The organism is Streptomyces sp. TSRI0281 (genome assembly GCF_001905125.1).
Classification (GTDB): domain Bacteria; phylum Actinomycetota; class Actinomycetes; order Streptomycetales; family Streptomycetaceae; genus Streptomyces.
The window spans coordinates 233,615-252,441 of sequence record NZ_LWLE01000023.1 but is presented as its reverse complement, the minus strand read 5'-3'; the positions used below and the strand labels follow the sequence as shown (position 1 = coordinate 252,441).

Genomic DNA, 18,827 nt, shown 5'->3' with positions numbered 1-18,827 from the left:
GTTGGCTACGGAAAGAAGTGGCGCCGACGCATGAAGAGACCCCCGCGACCGACGCAACCGGTCCGGGGGCTTGGTCATCCCGAGAGAGCAGGCTGACATGAAGCACGCTATCGCCCGGTTCATGGAGCCGGTGCTGCGATTGCTGATCCCCGTACGGCACCAACGGCACCCGCTGGACACCTACGCGTACGTCCACCCCTACTCCTGCGACTACGTCGGCGGGCCGACCGCCTACCGCACCGGCGAGCGTCCCCCGCGCGGGGAGGACAGCCCGCTGGTACGCCCGTACTTCGTCGCGTACGAGAGGGAGCAGGCCGAAGGGCTGGCGGCTGAGCGGCGACGGCAGCGCGTCCGTCGCGGGGGACCGCTGGTCGCCGTACACGGTGTGGACATCGGGCCCCAGCTCCAGCCTCCTCACCGGGGCGGGGCCGCCGCGTGAGCGGGGAGAGGGAGCAGGGCGAGCACCACACGTTCAGGCTGCTGCCCTGCACGGGGGCGGAGGGCAAGCCGAGTTACGTCCTGGGCGATGGCACGGGCTATGTGTCACGGATGGCGGACGACATGGAGTACGTACAACTCGATATGGCGGACGACCTGCTCGGGCACGCCGCCGACCTGCTGGCGGACCAGAGGGTCACCGGAGCGGAGCTTCATTTCCTCGCCAGCCGACTGAGCGAGTCGCTGGAAGAGGTCAAACGCGTCGCGGAGAGCCGGGGTTCGCGACTGAGTGCGATCGGCTCTGGTGCGGACAACGGCCCACCGGGGCATCGAGAACCGGACGTCGGGATCCGGTGAGTCGGCCGACGGCCTGACGAGTCCCCGGGCTGTTACCGGCTCCCGCCCATCTCCGGGGCACGGGGCACGGGGTACGGGGCCGGTTCAGGTCCTGCCGGGCGGCTCCGGTGAGGTTTCCCGCCACAGCACGGGGAACCGGTCGGCCATCTCGCGCTCCACCCACGCGCGTCGCCGGTTCAGCAGGTCCCGGCCGTGAGGGTGGGCGCCGGGTTCCAGATCCGTCAGCAGGGTGCGGAGGCGGGTGAGGACCAAAGGGGAGTTCAGCGCGGCCACGACGACGTCGTCGATGCCCGTACGCATGAAGTCCTCCCACGTGGGCCGCGGGATCACGACCCGCACCACACCGTCGGGGCCGGTGACCCGCAAAGGGCCGGCGTCCCTCGCACGGCTCGCGGCGGAACCGCTGAGCAGATCCTCCACACCGTCCAGGGCCTGCACGGCGGTCGCGGGGTCGTTGATGCTGGAGGAGAGGGCCCTGAGCGCGATGTCGGCCAGCAGGCGGAAGGCGAGCATCGGGTCCTGCTCGAATGTCGGCTCCAGCCCGGTGGCCAGCGCCCCCAGGACCGTGGCGTCCACCACGGCGGAGCCGTACACGTCGGCGATCTTCGCCCCTCGGTGCAGGGTGGCGCCCGGAGCCTTGTCCAGCACGATGATCGCGCCCGCTTCCCGGGCCGACTCCCGCAGCTCTTTTACGTCGATCTGCTGAAGCACCGCCGTGGGTTTCGGCCAGCTGACGGTGGCAGCCGGTGGGCCCTCGGTCACAGGGCGATCCGAGGCCGCCGGCGTGGCTCCCGAGGGGTAGAGCGTGTCCAGGGCGGCAGTCCCCCGCTCAATGATCGAGTGCAGGACCGGGGCGAGCTGGATCGAGGCGAGAGCCCGCAGCAGCAGGGTCCGCAACAGGGTCAGCATCGCCAGCAGCAGAATCGCGGTGACGACCGGAACGGCGACCGTCACCTTTGAGCTGTCGCCGATCGTCAGCGCGGCCGTGACACAGAAGACCGCCAGGCCGATCGCCAGGGCGAAGGTCCTCCAGACGATCGGGGACCGACGGAACAGGGTCAGGCGGGGGGTGAAGCTGGTGTGCGCCCATTGCACCACCAGGAACAGCAGCGAGAAGATCACGGCCGTCGTGCCGAGCACGCCGAAGCCCAGAGTCAGCAGCAGATCGGCCACCTGGCGCGCGGGCATGTCCGGACCACCGGTGATCCTCGGAACGAACAGGCCCAGGGCCACCCCTGACAGGGCGCACAACAGCTGCACCAGTCCGGCCCGAGCCTGTCGGCTGCGTCGCAACGGGGCAGGCCCGCCGCCGGGGATCGCGCTCATCGTGCCGGTCCTCTCACGCCCGTCACCTGTGCTGCCTTCCGCCGCATGAGGACGGCTGCTCCCCGCACGGAGAACAGAGCGGTCCGCATAGGGACAGTCTCTCCCCACGAAGGCCGGACGGCCTCCCGGCGCACATGAGCGGCGGCGCGAAACGACCCCGGTGCGAGCGGCCACCCCGGTATCCCCGGGTTCGTGCGGCGGGTTACGGGTAGCGAGTTGTTGGGCCCCGTGAGGGTGACATTTCGCTGGGGCGGCAACACCATTGTCAGTGGGCCCTGCTTCACTGAGGCCATCGACACCGGGGAGCGAGTTATGCCGACTGTGATCCACAAGACGCGTGATCAGCTGGAGACTCAGCGCGCACAGCTGCTGGCCGACGTGAACATGAGCTACGACCAGCTCGCCGAACGCGCCGCCATGTACAGCCTCAGCATGGACGAGTTGGACGTGTGGCACACCATCGAAGGTCTCGACTACCTTCTCGAAGGTGACAGCTGAAGAGGCGAAGGCCCTTGTTGAGCTGGCGGCCGGGTTCGCCGACCAACTGACCGACCTGACGCGGGGCGTCCTCGGTGCGGACACCCCGCGTTTCCACGCGATCAACATGGGTTCCAAGATCAGGGTCTCGCCCATACGTGACGACGAGGTCATGCAGCGGATCCCGGTCAGCATCGGCGGCGAGCCCCGGCTCAGCCTCATGGCCCGCTTCTACTGCTGCTGGGACGGTTCGAGCACGTTCATGGCGACCGACCAGGCGGATGTCCATGTCTTCTACGAGGGGGTCCCGGATCCTCTCCTGCGGTACGAGTACGTGCGCAACAGCAAGGAGCCGCCGGGCGCGCACGTACAGGTCCACGCGCACCGGGACGAGATGGCGTACCTCCTGCGCCTGGCGGACCGGGGGCGGCCGAAGCAGGGGCTGAGGCGGGACAAGCTGCCCCGGCTGTCGGAGATTCACTTCCCGGTCGGCGGTCACCGGATGCGCCCTTCGCTGGAGGACGTGCTGCTGTTCCTCCACCGTGAGTTCGCGATCGACACCGCGCCGGGCTGGAAGACGGTGATCGAGAGGCATCTCCGCATCTGGCGGACCATGCAGCTCAAAACAGCGGTGCGGGATGCCCCCGACGTGGCTGCCCGGGTGCTGCGTCAGCTGGGATACACGGTGACCGAGCCGACCATTCCAGCCGCGCGCCCGGCCACGGACGACGTGAAGCTGTACTGGCCGTAGGGGAACGCGTAACACCGGTCGCTGCACCTGGAGTTGTCCCGGCCTGGCGGCATCGACGCCGCGTCAGGCTGCGGAGCCCGAGGGGGCGGAGGCGTCTCCCGGATCGGGCAAGTACTCATGCCCGTACCGCAGTTCGTAGGTGCGGCGCTGCCGGTCCTGGCGGAATTCCACGACCCAGATCGCCACGTTCACCACCAGCACCGAGGCCGCGATGAAGCTGAAGATGCCCACGAGCTGCCATACGGGCGCGGCCGAAGGGTAGGCCCAGCCCTCACCGGCGAAGACGGTGTCCCCCTTCACGACCGACGAGCTCGGGACGGTGCCGCTGCTGGTGTGACCGTCGGGGAATTGCCAGGTCGCGTGGCAGGAGGGCGGCGGTCCCGCGTGGCCGCCGCCCTCGCGGCACCCGCCGGCGCCGATGACGGTCGCGGTCTGTCCGTCGCGCAGTTCCTGGACGTGGGACTCGGCGAAGAGCCACAGAACGCCCAGGAGCACGACAGGAGTTCCCAGAATCACCAGCCACTGCTGGGCGGACGGCCAGGTGCGCGGAGCTTCCGGCAGCGGGTTCGTTCTTTCCTTCAGGCCGACGTCGTCCCTGCCATCGTTCCTGTCGTCGTCCCCCGTGCGCATACCGCCGCCTCCGCTCAGTCACGGAATACCCCGCTGCTGTTCCCGACGGCACGGCGGATGCCGACGGTTCCCATGATCGCCCGGTGCGCCGGACGGGGGGCAGCGTGGCCCCCCGTCCCCCTATCCCCGCCTCCCGGCCCCGTCCGCGTCCGCGTCAGAACGGAGAATCCGGGTCACCGGCCGACGATCTGAGCCAGCCGAGCAGGTCATCCGTCACCAGTTCGCCGTCCGCCTCGACATCCGGGCCGATCGCGCCCAGATCGAGGTGGAACACGCGGGTCCGGTCGCGGCCGTGGCGCCGCATGAGCAGCCCGCCGCCCCCGCTGTCGTCCCCGACCAGTACCCACTCGGGCGCGTAGTGGGCCACCTCGAAGGTCTCGTTCCGCTCCTTGATGGCCTGTGGACCGTAGGCCAGGATGCCGTTGTCGAGCAGTGCGCCCGGCGTCGACCTCCACAGACGGGCGACATCGGGGTTGGGCCCGTCACCGAGCCCGCGCAGGCGAGCCGCCCGGACAGCGAGGAACCCGGCGAAGGACTCCGCCACCTGCTGCTCGTCTCCGTCGAGACCGTCACGGCACACCACCGGGTACTCGCCGTCCCCGCACTCGCCGCTGCGGTCGAGGGCGAAGGAGTAGGTGTCACCGCAGTCGGGCTCGACGCCGAAACACAGCCGGGCGCCGTCCCTCCGCCACCCGGCGGTGATGTCCTCGTACGCAGCGTCGACGAACCCACCAGGCGCACCAGGCGCACCAGGCGCGCCCGGCCCGACCGTCGCGATGTCCGCGTCACCGGCTCGGCCGTGCCCGAACTCGGCCAGCCACCACCGGTACGACGGCGGCAGCGGGCAGCCGATGCGTGCCTCGGCAGCGCGGATCGCCGCGTCCGGTACGGCGACGGCCGGTCTGCGGCCGAACTCCGGTGACGCTTCGACCAGCTCGCGCAGTTGTGTCAGGTCAGGTTTCACGAAACCGAGTCTGCCAGGACGCGCCGGTCAGCCCAGAAGCTCCTGGAGCCGGGCCAGATCGTCGCCCACCGACTGCCGCTCCTCGTCGTCCAGTTCCACCGCCGCCGCCTGTTCCAGCAGAACCCGTGCCGCTTCCGCGTCGCCGAGCCGTTGCGCGATGTCGCCGCGCAGCACCAGCAACCGCAGCCGCTGTACGGGAGTGGGGCGTTCGTCCGTCAGGTTCAGCACCCGGTCGATGATCCGCGCGGCCCCCGGCAGGTCCTGCTTGGAGTCGGCGAAGAGGTCCGCCATGTGCAGCGCGCGGGCGAAGGTCTCCTTGGGCACGGGCCGGAGGCTCGGGTCGTCGCTCATCGGCTGTCCGATCCGGACCGTGTTGCCCGTGGGGTCGGTCATCAGGAACTGCCGTACCCCGTACGACATGTCCTTGAGCGGCCCGATGCGGGGCAGCCCGCGCGTCGGAATCCTGCCGTACGCGGCCTTGAGCCCCGCCCGGAACGCGGCGTGCAGGCCGTCGACGTCCTCGGTGAGGACATAGCAGCCGGAGTGCGAGGCGGCGGGGTCGTACTCCTTCATTCCGTAGAACTGGAGCTCGACCGCCCCGCGTTCGACCACCGCGTAGGTGTACGGGCTGGTCTGGAGGTACGTCGTGTCGAAGCCCAGGGCCGTGTAGAAGTCGACCACCGGCTTGATCAGCTGTGTCCGACAGGGCAGGAGCGGGATGGTCTTCTCGGTCATGCCCGCAGAGTAATAAAATTTGACTAGTACGGTCAACGGCCAACGGTCTCCGGCGGGTGCGGTGGCTCCCGCATCCGCGCCCGCCTGCCGGGCCGTGGCGGCGATGCCCTGGAGTGCGGCGATGTGCAGCGCCAGCGCCTGTCTGCCCTCGGGTGTGAGGGACAGCCAGGTCCGGGGGCGCTTGCCGACGTAGCCCTTGCGGACGGCGAGGTATCCGATCCCCTCCAGGGCGGAGGCGATCTTGCTCAGCATCGAGTCGGACACCCGGCAACTGCCGCGTACGGAGGCGAAGTCGGCCTCGTCGCACGCGGAGAGGAAGGCGACGACCGCCAGCCGGGTGGGGTGGTTGATGGCCGCGTCGATCGCCGGCTGTTCAGGCGTGGAGGCTTCGCTCATCCGATGTCCCGGAGCTGCCGCCCGATCGACGCGTTCCGGGCGGCGAACACCGCCCAGGTGCCGAGTCCCAGGACGGTGAACAGTGCGATCTTGGTGACGGCGCGATCGGCCCCGAACAGGTGGCACAGCCCCCATGTCGCGAGCCCCGCGGCGAGGAGGGCCGACAGGGGAACCGCTGCCCGGCGCAGCCGTGCGGGCAGGGTCCTGGTCACCGTCACGCCCGCCCGCCGCCGGGCGGCGTTGACGAGGACGAGCACCACGGCCAGGCCCGCGAGCGCGATCGCCAGGGAGAGGGCGGCTCCCCAGCCGCCGCGCTCCTCGGCACCGGGCGCCGTCTCCGACGGGGAGGAGCTGGAGCGCGCCCCCGCTCCCGGCGGGCCCGGCCATGAGCAGAGCACCCGCTACCGACACCTCCAGACCCTGCCCACCACCCCGGACGCGATGCTCACGTGGCTGCGTTCCCAGGGGGAGAAGGGGAACGAGGAACGCGATCCCGACCAGGACGCGTTCGTCCTCGCCGCCGGTCTCCTCAACGAGTCGCTGATGCCGCCGGACGTCAGCGCCGGGCTCTTCCGCGCCACCGCGAAGATCCCGGGGGTGGTCGTGGTGCCCGACGCGGTGAACGCCGCCGGGAAGCACGGAGTGGCCGTCGCCCGCTACGACGCGTACAACCCCGGTCTGCGCGATGAGTTGATCTTCGACAGGAAGACCCTGGAACTCATCGGCAGCCGCAGCGTCGCCACGAAGGCCACCGACAGCATCGAGGCGGGCCAGGTGCTGTCCACCTCGGCCGTCCTCGAACGCGCGGTGGTGGACACGAAGGGCCGACGGCCGTAGGACCCGCGGCCGTAGGAGGAGGCGTGCGGTCCGTCCGGGGCCGGCGGAGTCGGACCGGGCCGGACCGCTTGTCAGTAGGACCCGGTAGCGTCGGCACATGTCCAACATGGCCGTCCTCGAAGGGGTCCTGGAGCGGATCACGTACGCCAACGAGGAGAACGGGTACACGGTCGCCCGCGTCGACACCGGGCGCGGAGCCAACGATCTCCTCACGGTGGTCGGTGCGCTGCTCGGCGCGCAGGTCGGCGAGTCGCTGCGGATGGAGGGCCGTTGGGGGTCGCACTCCCAGTACGGCAAACAGTTCACCGTCGAGAACTACACGACGGTCCTGCCCGCCACTATCCAGGGCATCCGCCGCTACCTCGGCTCCGGTCTGATCAAGGGCATCGGCCCCGTCATGGCCGACCGGATCACCACGCATTTCGGCGTCGACACCCTCGACATCATCGAGCAGGAGCCGAAGCGCCTCGTGGAGGTCCCCGGCCTCGGGCCGAAGCGGACGAAGATGATCGCCGCCGCGTGGGAGGAACAGAAGGCGATCAAGGAGGTCATGGTCTTCCTCCAGGGCGTCGGCGTCTCCACCTCCATCGCCGTCCGTATCTACAAGAAGTACGAGGACGCCTCCATCTCCGTCGTGAAGAACCAGCCCTACCGGCTGGCCGCCGACGTCTGGGGCATCGGTTTCCTCACCGCCGACCGGATCGCGCAGGCGGTCGGCATTCCGCACGACAGCCCGGAGCGGGTCAAGGCAGGACTCCAGTACGCCCTGTCCCAGTCCTCCGACCAGGGGCACTGCTTCCTCCCCGAGGAACGGCTCATCGCGGACGGGGTCAAGCTCCTCCAGGTGGACACGGGCCTGGTCATCGACTGCCTGGCTGCTCTGGCCGACGACCCGGAGGGCGTCGTACGGGAGAAGGTGCCGTCGGCGGAGGGCGGGGAGCCGATCACGGCGGTGTACCTGGTGCCCTTCCACCGCGCCGAGATCTCGCTGGCCGCGCAGGTCCGGCGGCTGCTGCACACCCCGGAGGACCGGATGCCGGCCTTCCGGGACGTGGCCTGGGACAAGGCGCTGGCCTGGCTCGCGACGCGTACGGGGGCGACGCTGGCGCCCGAGCAGGAGGCGGCGGTACGGCTGGCGCTCAGCCGGAAGGTCGCCGTCCTGACCGGCGGACCCGGCTGCGGAAAGTCGTTCACGGTCCGCTCCATCGTCGAACTGGCCCGCGCCAAGCGCGCCAAGGTGGTGCTGGCCGCACCGACCGGGCGGGCCGCCAAGCGGCTGTCCGAGCTGACCGGAGCCGAGGCGTCCACCGTGCACCGGCTGCTGGAACTGAAGCCGGGCGGGGACGCGGCGTACGACCGGGACCGTCCGCTGGACGCCGACCTCGTCGTCGTGGACGAGGCGTCGATGCTCGATCTGCTCCTCGCCAACAAGCTCGTGAAGGCGGTGGCACCCGGTGCCCACCTCCTGCTCGTGGGCGATGTCGACCAGCTCCCCTCGGTGGGCGCGGGCGAGGTGCTGCGCGATCTGCTCGCGGACGGCGGGCCCGTCCCGGCTGTCCGGCTGACCCGGATCTTCCGCCAGGCCCAGCAGTCCGGCGTCGTCACCAACGCCCACCGGATCAACGCGGGACAGCCGCCCCTGACCGAGGGCATGAGCGACTTCTTCCTCTTCGTGGAGGACGAGACCGAGGACGCGGGGGTGCTCGCCGTGGATGTCGCGGCGCGTCGCATCCCGGCGAAGTTCGGCCTCAACCCCCGCCGTGATGTGCAGGTGCTCGCTCCGATGCACCGGGGCCCGGCCGGTGCCGGCCATCTCAACGGCCTGCTCCAGCAGGCCATCACCCCCGGCCGCCCCGACCTGCCCGAGAAGCGTTTCGGCGGCCGGGTCTTCCGCGTCGGCGACAAGGTCACGCAGATCCGCAACAACTACGACAAGGGCGAGAACGGCGTCTTCAACGGCACGGTCGGCGTCGTCACCGCCCTCGACGTGGACGAGCAGAAGCTGACCGTCCGCACCGACGAGGACGAGGAGATCGGCTACGACTTCGACGAGCTGGACGAGCTGTCCCACGCGTACGCCATGACGATCCACCGCTCCCAGGGCAGCGAGTATCCGGCCGTCGTCGTTCCGGTCACCACCAGCGCCTGGATGATGCTCCAGCGGAACCTGCTGTACACGGCGGTGACGCGGGCCAAGAAGCTCGTCGTACTGGTCGGGTCGCGCAAGGCGATCGGCCAGGCGGTACGCACGGTTTCCGCAGGCAGGCGCTGTACGGCACTGGATTTCCGGCTCAGGGGCGCCGGCGGCGAAGACTTCGCGTGAGCCTCGGACAAAAATGATCGATCAAATCGGTGGGAAACATCACGGAGGTCTTCCGGAACCGGATTCAAGGGGGCAGGATGAGTAAGTTGGCGGCACTCAGTGCCGCCAGTAGGTCCAATGGACGACCCCGAGTGCACTCTCCTGAGCCAAATGGGGGAGGGTGGAGACAGTCAGGGCACCTCGAAGAAGAGGCACTACGTCGGTGAGGGATGACGTGAGCGAGCACACCAACAACGCTGTAGTACTGCGGTACGGCGATGACGAGTACACCTACCCGGTGATCGACAGCACCGTCGGCGACAAGGGCTTCGACATCGGGAAGCTCCGGGCCAATACCGGCCTGGTGACGCTGGACAGCGGATACGGCAATACCGCCGCCTATAAATCCGCCATCACGTACCTCGACGGTGAGCAGGGCATTCTGCGCTACCGCGGATACCCGATCGAGCAGCTCGCCGAGCGCTCGACGTTCCTTGAGGTCGCGTACACGCTGATCAACGGTGAGCTTCCCAAGGTCGACGAGCTGTCGACCTTCAAGAACGAGATCACCCAGCACACGCTGCTGCACGAGGACGTCAAGCGGTTCTTCGACGGCTTCCCGCGCGATGCCCACCCGATGGCCATGCTGTCCTCGGTCGTCAGCGCGCTGTCCACGTTCTACCAGGACAGCCACAACCCGTTCGACGAGGAGCAGCGCCACCTCTCGACGATCCGGCTGCTGGCCAAGCTCCCGACGATCGCGGCGTACGCCTACAAGAAGTCGATCGGTCACCCCTTCGTCTACCCGCGCAACGACCTCGGGTACGTCGAGAACTTCCTGCGCATGACCTTCTCGGTCCCCGCCCAGGAGTACGAGCTGGACCCGGTCGTCGTCTCGGCCCTGGACAAGCTGCTCATCCTGCACGCGGACCACGAGCAGAACTGTTCGACCTCCACCGTGCGTCTGGTCGGCTCCTCGCAGGCGAACATGTTCGCCTCGATCTCCGCCGGTATCTCGGCGCTGTGGGGCCCCTTGCACGGTGGCGCCAACCAGTCGGTGCTGGAGATGCTGGAAGGCATCCAGGCCAACGGTGGCGACGTCGACTCCTTCATCAACAAGGTGAAGAACAAGGAGGACGGCGTCCGCCTGATGGGCTTTGGCCACCGGGTGTACAAGTCCTTCGACCCGCGCGCCAAGATCATCAAGGCCGCGGCGCACGATGTGCTGTCCTCGCTCGGCAAGTCCGACGAGCTGCTCGACATCGCGCTCAAGCTGGAGGAGCACGCGCTCTCCGACGAGTACTTCGTCTCGCGCAACCTCTACCCCAACGTGGACTTCTACACGGGTCTGATCTACCGGGCCATGGGCTTCCCCAGCGAGATGTTCACCGTGCTTTTCGCGATCGGCCGGCTTCCGGGCTGGATCGCCCAGTGGCACGAGATGATCAAGGAGCCGGGATCCCGCATCGGCCGCCCGCGCCAGATCTACACCGGTGAGGTCCTGCGCGACTTCGTCCCGGTCGAGGGTCGCTGAAGCCGAACCCCGGCCCCACCGAGCCGCCTTCGCGGTTCACGCTTGTCGTAGGGCCCGTTTCGCAGGGCCCGCTGTGTGCAGGTCCGTTTTGCCTCTCGTGGCCGACGTTCACCACGTGACTCCGTAGTACCCGGCCTCTTCGGCCGACTGCCTTCGCCCCGCGTACCGCGCTTTCGCACAGAGCGCGGTGTCCGGGGCGATTCGGCGTTCCGGGGGCGGATGTCCGTGTTCCGGGGCCCGGTCGGAGAGGGGGGCGGGCCGGAGAGGGGCCCTCTCCAGAAGGAGAAGCGGTCCGGAGGGAAGCGGTCCGTCCGGCAGATGGTGCGAGAAACGCCCCGCCGCCGATCCCCCCACGGGTCGACGAAACGGGGCGCTTCCCATATCCCGGAGCGGATTCCCCCCACGGGATCCGGCCGGGCGTCTGAAGGGAGCCGAAGCTCCCGTTGTTGTGCTGCGGTCTGCCGGGGAACGTACGCACGGGAGGGCCGCTCAAAGCTCCCCGGTGCACGCGCCCCGGCCAACGCTTGCCAGGAGCGTCCCCCAAGACACTCCATCGGACGTCCCCCAAGACATCCTTGGCATCGCACTCTTAGACTCTCGAACCCACCGGATGGTTACCCCTGAATCGGTGTGATCTAGATCTCTTTGTGGAAGTTACGTGAAGGAGCGCAACCGCAGGCTGTTGGTAACGACGAACACGGACGAAAACGCCATGGCGGCTCCCGCGATCATAGGGTTGAGCAGGCCAAATGCAGCCAGAGGCAACGCAGCGACGTTGTACCCGAAGGCCCAGAAGAGGTTGCCCCTGATGGTGGTCAGCGTACGCCTGGACAGCCGGATTGCGTCAGCCGTCACCTTGAGATCTCCACGAACCAGCGTGAGGTCGCTCGCCTCGATCGCCGCGTCGGTGCCCGTTCCCATCGCCAGCCCCAGGTCCGCGGTGGCCAGCGCCGCGGCGTCGTTGACGCCGTCGCCGACCATCACGACCGAACGGCCCTCGGCCTGGAGCCGCCGGACGACGTCCACCTTGCCCTCGGGGAGCACCTCCGCGTAGACCTCGTCGATCCCGACCTCACGCGCCACCGCGTCGGCCACGGCCCGGTTGTCGCCGGTCAGCAGGACGGGCCTGAGGCCCAGTCCGCGCAGCTCGGCGACGGCGTCCGCGCTGCCGTCCTTGACCGCGTCGGCGATCGTGAGCACGGCCCGCGCCCCGCCGTCCCAGGCGACGGCGATGGCGGTACGTCCCTGCTCCGCGGCGTCCGTCAACGCGGTGAACAGGTCCGGCGGGAGGGCGATCCCGGCCTCGGCGAGCAGTTTCGGGCGGCCGACGAGGACGGAACGACCCTCGACGATGCCCTGGACTCCGAGTCCGGGGACGTTGGTGAAGTCCTCGAGGGTGGGGAGTTCGCCGACCTGGGCGGTGGCTCCGGCGGCGACGGCTTGGGCGATGGGGTGTTCGGAGGAGTGTTCCAGGGCTCCGGCGAGGCGCAGGACGTCGGTTTGGGTGGTGCCTTCGGCGGTGTGGACGGCGAGGAGTGTCATTTTGCCGGTGGTGACGGTGCCGGTCTTGTCGAGGACGATGGTGTCGACGCGGCGGGTGGTTTCGAGGACTTCGGGTCCCTTGATGAGGATGCCGAGCTGGGCGCCGCGTCCGGTGCCGACCATGAGGGCGGTCGGGGTGGCGAGTCCGAGGGCGCAGGGGCAGGCGATGATCAGGACGGCGACGGCGGCGGTGAACGCGGCCGTCACATCGTCGGTGATCAGCAGCCAGGCGATCAGCGTGCCCACGGCGATCACCAGCACCACGGGGACGAAGACGGCGGAGATCCGGTCGGCGAGGCGCTGCACCTCGGCCTTCCCGTTCTGGGCGTCCTCGACCAGCTTCGCCATCCGGGCGAGCTGGGTGTCGGCGCCGATCCGGGTCGCCTCCACGACGAGCCGGCCCGAGACGTTCACCGTGGCCCCGGTGACGGAGTCGCCGACGGCCACGTCGACGGGGACGGACTCCCCGGTGAGCATGGCGGCGTCCACGGCGGACCGGCCGTCGACCACGGTGCCGTCGGTGGCGATCTTCTCGCCGGGGCGGACGACGAAACGGTCCCCGACGACGAGCCGGCCGACCGGGACACGTACCTCCCTGCCGTCCCTGAGCACCGCCGCATCCTTGGCGCCCAGGTGCATCAGCGCCCGCAGCGCCGCACCGGCCTTCCGCTTGGAGCGCGCCTCCAGATAGCGGCCCAGCAGGATGAAGGTGACGACCCCGGCCGCGACCTCCAGGTAGATCGTCGAGGACGCGTCGGCGCGCGAGACGGTGAGGTCGAAGCCGTGCCGCATGCCGGGCATGCCGGCCTGCCCGAAGAACAGGGCCCACAGCGACCAGCCGAAGGCGGCGAGCGTGCCGACGGAGACCAGCGTGTCCATGGTGGCCGCGCCGTGCCGCAGATTGGTCCAGGTGGCGCGGTGGAAGGGGAACCCGCCCCAGAGGACGACGGGGGCGGCGAGGGTGAGGGAGAGCCACTGCCAGTTGTCGAACTGGAGGCCGGGGATCATGGCGAGCAGGACGACGGGGAGGGCGAGGACGGCGGAGACGACGAGGCGCTGACGGAGCGAGGCCAGGGCGGCATCCGCCGCATCGGTGGTGTCCGGGGCATCCGCGGAGCCGTCGGGCTCTCCGGCCGCATCGCCGGCCCCACCCGTCCCTCCGGACTCCTCGGCCTCATCGGTGCGGGGTGCGGCCGATGGTGACGGGGCGGGGGCGGGAGCGGGGGCCGTCGTCCGGGTCGGGAGGGCGGTGTAGCCGGTCTTCTCGACCGTGGCGACGAGGTCCGCCACCTCCGTCCCCTCGCCGAAGGTGACGCGCGCCTTCTCGGTCGCGTAATTGACCGTGGCGGTGACGCCGTCCATCCGGTTGAGCTTCTTCTCGACGCGGGCTGCGCAGGACGCGCAGGTCATTCCGCCGATCATGAGCTCGGCCTCGGAGGCGTCCGGGGTCGGAGCCTCGGGGGCTGTGGTGCTGGCCATGTCCGCACTCCTGGGTCACGCAGGTCGGGCCGTACCCCACCAGTATGTGCTGGTGGGCCCGGCCCGACGGCAATGCGGTGGTGGGCGCCCCGGGAGGCGCCCTGCGGCGCCCATCTCAGGCGGCGGTGCCGACCAGCTCGTAGCCCGCCTCGTCCACGGCGGCGCGGACGGCGTCCTCGGCCAGCGGGGCCAGGGAGGAGACGGTCACCCGGCCGGTGGAGGCGACGGCCTTCACCGAGGTGACACCCTCGATACCGGAGATCTCCTCGGCGATGGAGCCCTCGCAGTGGCCGCAGGTCATGCCCTTCACCTGGTACACGGCGGTGACCGCACCGGCCTGAACGTCGGACGCTCCGTCGTTGCGGGTCCCGGCGGGCGTGCAGCAGGAGCCGGTGGCCTGGGGGGTCTCGGTCTCGGCAGACATGACGTTCTCCTCTTCGGTAAACACAAAGGACGTGACATGAGGGGCCACCGGGAAACCCGGTGTCCTCATGCACCTACACTATACCCCTAGGGGGTATAAATGCGAGCCTCGTGTCCTCGGCGTGAACTCCGTGCCCGTGAGCGCAGCCAGATCAGGGCGGCCACGGTGATCACCGTCGAGGAGTTCGGGCAGGAGGCTCGGATACGGGAGCTGCCGGATCCCGTCCCCTCCGCGCAGGGAGTGGTGGTGCGGGTCGAGGCCACGGGGCTGTGCCGCGGCGACCGGCACGGCTGGATGGGCCACGACCCGGACATCCCCCTCCCGCACGTACCCGGACACGAGCTCGCCGGAGTGGTCGAGGCCATCGGTGCCTCCGTGGTCAACTGGCGCCATGGGCACGGCGCGTGGGGCGGGCGTGACGATCATCGAACCGGCGGCGGGCTGAGGGGGCCCGACGTCAGCGGCTCCGGTTGCGGGGGCGGGCGGCGATCCAGGCGTGGACGGTGTCCCCGTACCAGTAGGGCTTGCCGTTCCGCACATGGTCGGGCGCGGGAAGGAGACCGTGCTTGCGATACGAGCGAACGGTGTCCGGCCGGACCTGGATGTGCCCGGCAATGTCCTTGTAGGACCACAGTGTTCTGTCCGTCATCAGTGACACCTCTCTGTACTGCTCCGTGTTTTCTCGGTGCGCCCCCGCGCTTTCTCCCAAAGCCTGTGGCTCGTTGAACGCCGTTGAGCGGCAGGTGGGGTGGGTCTGTTGAGCACTTGTGACGAAACACCCATGTAACGGAGATATGTATGACGAATGGGAATTTCTGTGGCGGAATGACGCGGACTCCCCGGACTCTCCGGATTCCCCTGGTCGGAGGGCGTTGTCGGACCCGCGTGCCAGGCTGATGACCATGAGCACATCCGAACGCCCCATGCCCCCCATGGACGCCGATGAGCGGATCTCCCTGGAGAGCTGGCTCGACTTCTACCGCACCACGCTCGCCCAGAAATGCGACGGTCTGGACGAGGAGCGGCTGCGGGAGGCGTCCACGGCGCCCTCTCCGATCACCTTGCTCGGCCTCGTCCAGCACATGGCGGAGGTCGAACGGAACTGGTTCCGCCGGGTCCTGGCCGAGGAGGACGCGCCGCCGGTCTTCACCTCGCAGGCCGAGGCCGAAGCCAAAGCGGACGGGCAGGGTGCCGACGGCGGCTTCGTCCTCGACGAAGGGGCCACCTATGAGCGGGCGTTGTCCGCATGGCAGGCCGAGATCGGCCGCGCCCGGGAGAACTGCGCCGCCCGTGCGCTCGGCGACACCAGCCCCTTCATGGGCGGGCGGGTCACGCTGCGCTGGATCTACACCCACATGATCGGCGAGTACGCCCGCCACTGCGGCCACGCCGACCTCGTCCGCGAGCGCATCGACGGCCGTACGGGGGTCTGAGCCGCACCGGAAGCGGCCCCCACGGCCCCGGACCGTGGGGCGCTACCCGCGACGGGGTGTCAGAGGGGGCGCCGGGGCGTGCCGCAGGAGCGGAGGTAGTCGCGGGTGCGGCGCGCGATCGGGAACGGCTTGTCCGGGGGGCACGGATACATGTCCTGCTCGACGATCGCGAACAACTCGGCGTCCAGCGTGCGGGCAGCCTCCAGGACCGGCCCCAGCGCGGGCACCCCGCCCGGCGGCTCGCACATCACGCCGCGTGCCACGGCCGGGCCGAACGGCACCTCGTCCGCCACGACCACGGCCAGGATCGCGGGGTCGACCTGCTTGAGGTGGAGGTAGCCGATGCGCTCCCCGTACGTCTCGATGAGCTTGACGCTGTCCCCGCCGCAGTACGCGTAATGCCCCGTGTCCAGGCAGAGCGAGACCAGATCGGGGTCGGTGGCGTCGAGGAAGCGGTTCACGTTCTCCTCGCCGTCGATATGGGTGTCCGCGTGCGGGTGCACGACGATCCGCAGCCCGTAGCGTTCCCGCACCTCGCGGCCCAGCCGCTCGGTCTGGGTGGTGAGATCGCGCCACTGGGCCGCGGTGAGGGTGCGGTCCTCCAGCACCTCGCCCGTCCGGTCGTCGCGCCAGAAGGACGGGATGACCACCAGATGCTCCGCGCCCATGGCCCGGGTGAGCGCCGCGATCTCCGCGACATGCGCCCAGGTCCGGTCCCAGACGTCCGGCCCGTGGTGCAATCCGGTGAAGACGGTGCCCGCCGACACCGAGAGCCCGCGGCTGCGGGTCTCGTCCGCCAACCGGGCCGGATCGGTGGGCAGATAGCCGTACGGCCCGAGCTCGATCCACTCGTAACCGGCCTCGGAGACCTCGTCGAGGAAGCGGTGCCAGGGCACTTGCCGTGGGTCCTCGGGGAACCACACCCCCCAGGAATCGGGTGCCGAGCCGATACGGATGCGGGCCGGAGACGGTGCGGAGGCGGTCATATCGCCCACCCTCCGGCCCTCGCGCAAAGGTGTCAAGAGTTCGTCCGAATGTCCGGACAAAATGTTGACAGGGCTCCGGGGGAGGGCTAGACCTGGGACCAGCCGTCCGGTCGCGGCCGGACGGCGGCGGGACAGGGCGGGTGCGGTCGGAGCGGGTGCAGCGGGCCGAAGGGATACGTATGCCTGAGCCGTACGACGTGATCACCATGGGGCGGATCGGGGTGGACATCTACCCGTTGCAGACCGGCGTATCACTCGCGCGGGTCGACACCTTCGGGAAGTTCCTCGGCGGCTCCCCGACCAACGTCGCCGTGGCGGGCGCGCGCCTGGGCCGCCGGACGGCCGTGATCACCCGTACCGGGCAGGACGCCTTCGGCGAGTATCTCCACCATCAGCTGCGGGAGTTCGGCGTCGACGACCGATGGGTGAGCGCCGTCGAGGAGTACCCGACCCCGGTCACATTCTGCGAGATCTTCCCGCCGGACCACTTCCCGCTCTACTTCTACCGGCAGCCCAAGGCGCCCGATCTGGAGATCCGGGAACCGGAACTCGACCTGGACGCGGTGCGCGATGCCCGGATCTTCTGGATGACCGGCACCGGGCTCAGCGCCGAACCGAGCCGCGCCTCGACCCTCGCCGCGCTGCGGGCCCGCAGCGCGGGTGCGGACGGCGCGGGTGCGGACGGCGGACCCGCCCCCGCCTCCCGTTCCCGTACGGCCACCGTTTTCGACCTCGACTGGCGCCCCATGTTCTGGGACGGCGGCGACCACAGTTCCGTCGCGCCCGCCCGCTACCGCGAGGCGCTCGCCCACGCCACCGTGGCCGTCGGCAACCTCGACGAGTGCGCCGTCGCGACGGGTGAGCGCGAGCCGTACGCGGCGGCCCGCGCCCTGCTCGCGGCCGGGGTGGAACTCGCCGTCGTCAAGCAGGGCCCGAAGGGTGTCCTCGCCGTGCACCGCGACGGGACCACCGCCGATGTCCCGCCCCTGCCCGTACGGGTCGTCAACGGCCTCGGCGCCGGGGACGCGTTCGGCGGGGCGCTGTGCCACGGGCTGCTCGCCGGATGGGAGATCGAACGCATCATGCGGTACGCCAATGCCGCCGGGGCCATCGTCGCCTCCCGCCTCGCCTGCTCGTCCGCGATGCCGTACCCGTACGAGGTGGAACAGGCCCTGGCCGACGGCGCGGTCGGAGCGCCCGGCGCGCTTCCGACCGAACCGCCTCCGACCGAACCACCCCCCACCGGCGCATCCCCCACCGGAGCCACCCCATGACGCCGCCCCCGAACCCCGCCACTCCCGCCGGCCCCACCGCGTCCGCCGCCTCCGTCTCCGACCTCGTGCGGTTGCGGGCGCACCACCCCGAGGCGGTCGCCGAGGCCGCCGCCCGGCGACTGCGTCGCCCCCTCATCCGTACCGGCGGACGGCTGATGATCATCGCCGCGGACCATCCGGCACGCGGCGCCCTCGCCGTCGGCAACCGCGAACTCGCCATGGCCAACCGTTTCGAGCTCCTCGAACGGCTCTGCCTCGCGCTCTCCCGGCCGGGAGTCGACGGGGTCCTCGCCTCCGCCGACGTCCTCGACGACCTCCTGCTGCTCGGCGCCCTGGAGGACAAGGTCGTCATCGGTTCCATGAACCGCGGCGGGCTGGCGGGCGCCGCCTTCGAGCTGGACGACCGTTTCACCGGCCACCGCCCCATCGACCTGGCACGGCAGGGATTCGACGCGGGCAAACTGCTGCTGCGCATCGACCACGACGACCCCGGCTCCCTCGACACCCTCCACACCGCCGCCCGCACCATCGACGCCATGGCCGCGCACCGGCTGCCCGTCTTCGTCGAACCGTTCCTCTGCCACCGCGTCGACGGCAGGCTGCGCACCGACCTCGCCGCCGCCGCCGTCACCACCTCCATCGCCATCGCCTCCGGGCTCGCGGGCACCTCCGCGTACACATGGCTCAAGGTCCCGGTCACCGAGAACCCCGACGACATGGCCCGGGTGATGGAGACCTCGACGCTGCCCGCCGTCCTGCTCGGCGGCGAGGTGGGCGACGACCTCGACGCGGCGTACGGGAAATGGCGCACGGCGCTGCGGCTGCCGACCGTGCAGGGGCTGGTGGTGGGGCGTTCACTGCTCTACCCGGTCGACGGCGACGTGGCCGCGGCCGTCGACACGGCCGTATCGCTGCTGTAGACGGGTGCCGAAGGGTAGGAAC

The 18,827-nt window shown here is 70.0% G+C and carries 19 protein-coding genes and 2 pseudogenes; 11 read left to right on the top strand and 10 right to left on the bottom strand.

From position 1 onward, the window contains the following. The first annotated feature begins 97 nt into the window (after window positions 1-97). Together A6A29_RS26140 and A6A29_RS26135 are read left to right on the top strand one after the other, a co-directional pair. Window positions 98-439, top strand: coding sequence for a hypothetical protein (locus A6A29_RS26140; RefSeq protein WP_073723420.1), 342 nt, complete (start codon window positions 98-100; stop codon window positions 437-439). Further along, window positions 436-795, top strand: coding sequence for a hypothetical protein (locus A6A29_RS26135; RefSeq protein WP_073723419.1), 360 nt, complete (start codon window positions 436-438; stop codon window positions 793-795). Before A6A29_RS26140 ends, A6A29_RS26135 begins: the two co-directional genes overlap by 4 nt. A gap of 84 nt (window positions 796-879) precedes the next feature. On the opposite strand, the gene A6A29_RS26130 is transcribed toward A6A29_RS26135, so the two are convergent. Further along, on the bottom strand, window positions 880-2,121 hold the full coding sequence (locus tag A6A29_RS26130; RefSeq protein ID WP_073723418.1) for a DUF2254 family protein: 1,242 nt from the start codon (window positions 2,119-2,121) through the stop codon (window positions 880-882). Window positions 2,122-2,433: 312 nt separating this feature from the next. Between A6A29_RS26130 and A6A29_RS26125 the strand changes: the two genes are divergently transcribed. Both A6A29_RS26125 and A6A29_RS26120 read left to right on the top strand, forming a co-directional pair. Then, window positions 2,434-2,619 (top strand): hypothetical protein, encoded by a 186-nt coding sequence (locus A6A29_RS26125; RefSeq protein WP_073723417.1) that lies wholly within the window; start codon window positions 2,434-2,436, stop codon window positions 2,617-2,619. After that, a complete protein-coding gene (locus A6A29_RS26120; RefSeq protein ID WP_073723416.1) occupies window positions 2,609-3,349 on the top strand; it encodes a hypothetical protein in 741 nt (246 codons plus the stop codon). The genes A6A29_RS26125 and A6A29_RS26120 overlap by 11 nt, the downstream gene beginning before the upstream one ends. Window positions 3,350-3,412: 63 nt before the next feature. Here the strand turns inward: A6A29_RS26120 and A6A29_RS26115 are convergent, their stop codons facing one another. From A6A29_RS26115 to A6A29_RS26095, 5 genes and pseudogenes are all read right to left on the bottom strand, one after another. After that, the gene (locus A6A29_RS26115) at window positions 3,413-3,979 is read right to left on the bottom strand and encodes a hypothetical protein (RefSeq protein ID WP_079183017.1); all 567 of its coding nucleotides are present in this window, start codon (window positions 3,977-3,979) and stop codon (window positions 3,413-3,415) included. 154 nt (window positions 3,980-4,133) lie between these two features. Next, on the bottom strand, window positions 4,134-4,943 hold the full coding sequence (locus tag A6A29_RS26110) for an SMI1/KNR4 family protein (RefSeq protein ID WP_073723415.1): 810 nt from the start codon (window positions 4,941-4,943) through the stop codon (window positions 4,134-4,136). A 27-nt stretch (window positions 4,944-4,970) separates the two neighbouring features. Next, window positions 4,971-5,678, bottom strand: a complete 708-nt coding sequence (locus A6A29_RS26105; protein WP_073723925.1) for a bleomycin resistance protein — start codon at window positions 5,676-5,678, stop codon at window positions 4,971-4,973. Between the two features lie 117 nt (window positions 5,679-5,795). Then, window positions 5,796-6,074 (bottom strand): annotated as a pseudogene (locus A6A29_RS26100) (transcriptional regulator); the annotation flags it as partial. Then, the gene (locus A6A29_RS26095; protein ID WP_073723414.1) at window positions 6,071-6,472 is read right to left on the bottom strand and encodes a hypothetical protein; all 402 of its coding nucleotides are present in this window, start codon (window positions 6,470-6,472) and stop codon (window positions 6,071-6,073) included. The gene A6A29_RS26095 and the pseudogene A6A29_RS26100, both read right to left, overlap by 4 nt. Between A6A29_RS26095 and A6A29_RS26090 the strand changes: the two genes are divergently transcribed. The 3 genes from A6A29_RS26090 (at window position 6,354) to A6A29_RS26080 (ending at window position 10,747) form a co-directional block, all read left to right on the top strand. After that, window positions 6,354-6,911 (top strand): CU044_5270 family protein, encoded by a 558-nt coding sequence (locus tag A6A29_RS26090; RefSeq protein WP_241838667.1) that lies wholly within the window; start codon window positions 6,354-6,356, stop codon window positions 6,909-6,911. The genes A6A29_RS26095 and A6A29_RS26090 overlap by 119 nt on opposite strands. Window positions 6,912-7,008: 97 nt before the next feature. Further along, on the top strand, window positions 7,009-9,234 hold the full coding sequence (recD2, locus tag A6A29_RS26085; RefSeq protein WP_073723412.1) for an SF1B family DNA helicase RecD2: 2,226 nt from the start codon (window positions 7,009-7,011) through the stop codon (window positions 9,232-9,234). A gap of 214 nt (window positions 9,235-9,448) precedes the next feature. Continuing rightward, window positions 9,449-10,747: a citrate synthase gene (locus A6A29_RS26080; RefSeq protein ID WP_073723411.1), complete on the top strand. Its 1,299-nt coding sequence runs from the start codon at window positions 9,449-9,451 to the stop codon at window positions 10,745-10,747. 654 nt (window positions 10,748-11,401) lie between these two features. Here the strand turns inward: A6A29_RS26080 and A6A29_RS26075 are convergent. Both A6A29_RS26075 and A6A29_RS26070 read right to left on the bottom strand, forming a co-directional pair. Then, entirely contained in the window at window positions 11,402-13,768 is a 2,367-nt protein-coding gene (locus A6A29_RS26075; protein ID WP_073723410.1) for a heavy metal translocating P-type ATPase, read from the bottom strand. A 115-nt stretch (window positions 13,769-13,883) separates the two neighbouring features. Next, a complete protein-coding gene (locus tag A6A29_RS26070) occupies window positions 13,884-14,192 on the bottom strand; it encodes a heavy-metal-associated domain-containing protein (protein WP_073723408.1) in 309 nt (102 codons plus the stop codon). Between the two features lie 165 nt (window positions 14,193-14,357). On the opposite strand from A6A29_RS26070, the pseudogene A6A29_RS44325 reads away from it, so the two are divergent. Then, window positions 14,358-14,588 (top strand): annotated as a pseudogene (locus tag A6A29_RS44325) (alcohol dehydrogenase catalytic domain-containing protein); the annotation flags it as partial. Window positions 14,589-14,649: 61 nt separating this feature from the next. Here A6A29_RS44325 and A6A29_RS44320 read toward each other — a convergent pair. Next, window positions 14,650-14,841, bottom strand: a complete 192-nt coding sequence (locus A6A29_RS44320; RefSeq protein ID WP_073723923.1) for a helix-turn-helix transcriptional regulator — start codon at window positions 14,839-14,841, stop codon at window positions 14,650-14,652. 253 nt (window positions 14,842-15,094) lie between these two features. Between A6A29_RS44320 and A6A29_RS26055 the strand changes: the two genes are divergently transcribed. Further along, the gene (locus A6A29_RS26055) at window positions 15,095-15,625 is read left to right on the top strand and encodes a DinB family protein (protein WP_198953244.1); all 531 of its coding nucleotides are present in this window, start codon (window positions 15,095-15,097) and stop codon (window positions 15,623-15,625) included. Between the two features lie 59 nt (window positions 15,626-15,684). Here the strand turns inward: A6A29_RS26055 and A6A29_RS26050 are convergent, their stop codons facing one another. Beyond that, a complete protein-coding gene (locus tag A6A29_RS26050; protein WP_073723404.1) occupies window positions 15,685-16,611 on the bottom strand; it encodes a sugar phosphate isomerase/epimerase family protein in 927 nt (308 codons plus the stop codon). Window positions 16,612-16,790: 179 nt separating this feature from the next. Here A6A29_RS26050 and A6A29_RS26045 point away from each other — a divergent pair, with 179 nt between their 5' ends. Both A6A29_RS26045 and A6A29_RS26040 read left to right on the top strand, forming a co-directional pair. Beyond that, entirely contained in the window at window positions 16,791-17,885 is a 1,095-nt protein-coding gene (locus A6A29_RS26045) for a 5-dehydro-2-deoxygluconokinase (protein WP_079183015.1), read from the top strand. Then, window positions 17,882-18,805: a Cgl0159 family (beta/alpha)8-fold protein gene (locus A6A29_RS26040; protein WP_073723402.1), complete on the top strand. Its 924-nt coding sequence runs from the start codon at window positions 17,882-17,884 to the stop codon at window positions 18,803-18,805. The genes A6A29_RS26045 and A6A29_RS26040 overlap by 4 nt, the downstream gene beginning before the upstream one ends. The last annotated feature ends 22 nt before the right edge of the window (window positions 18,806-18,827 follow it).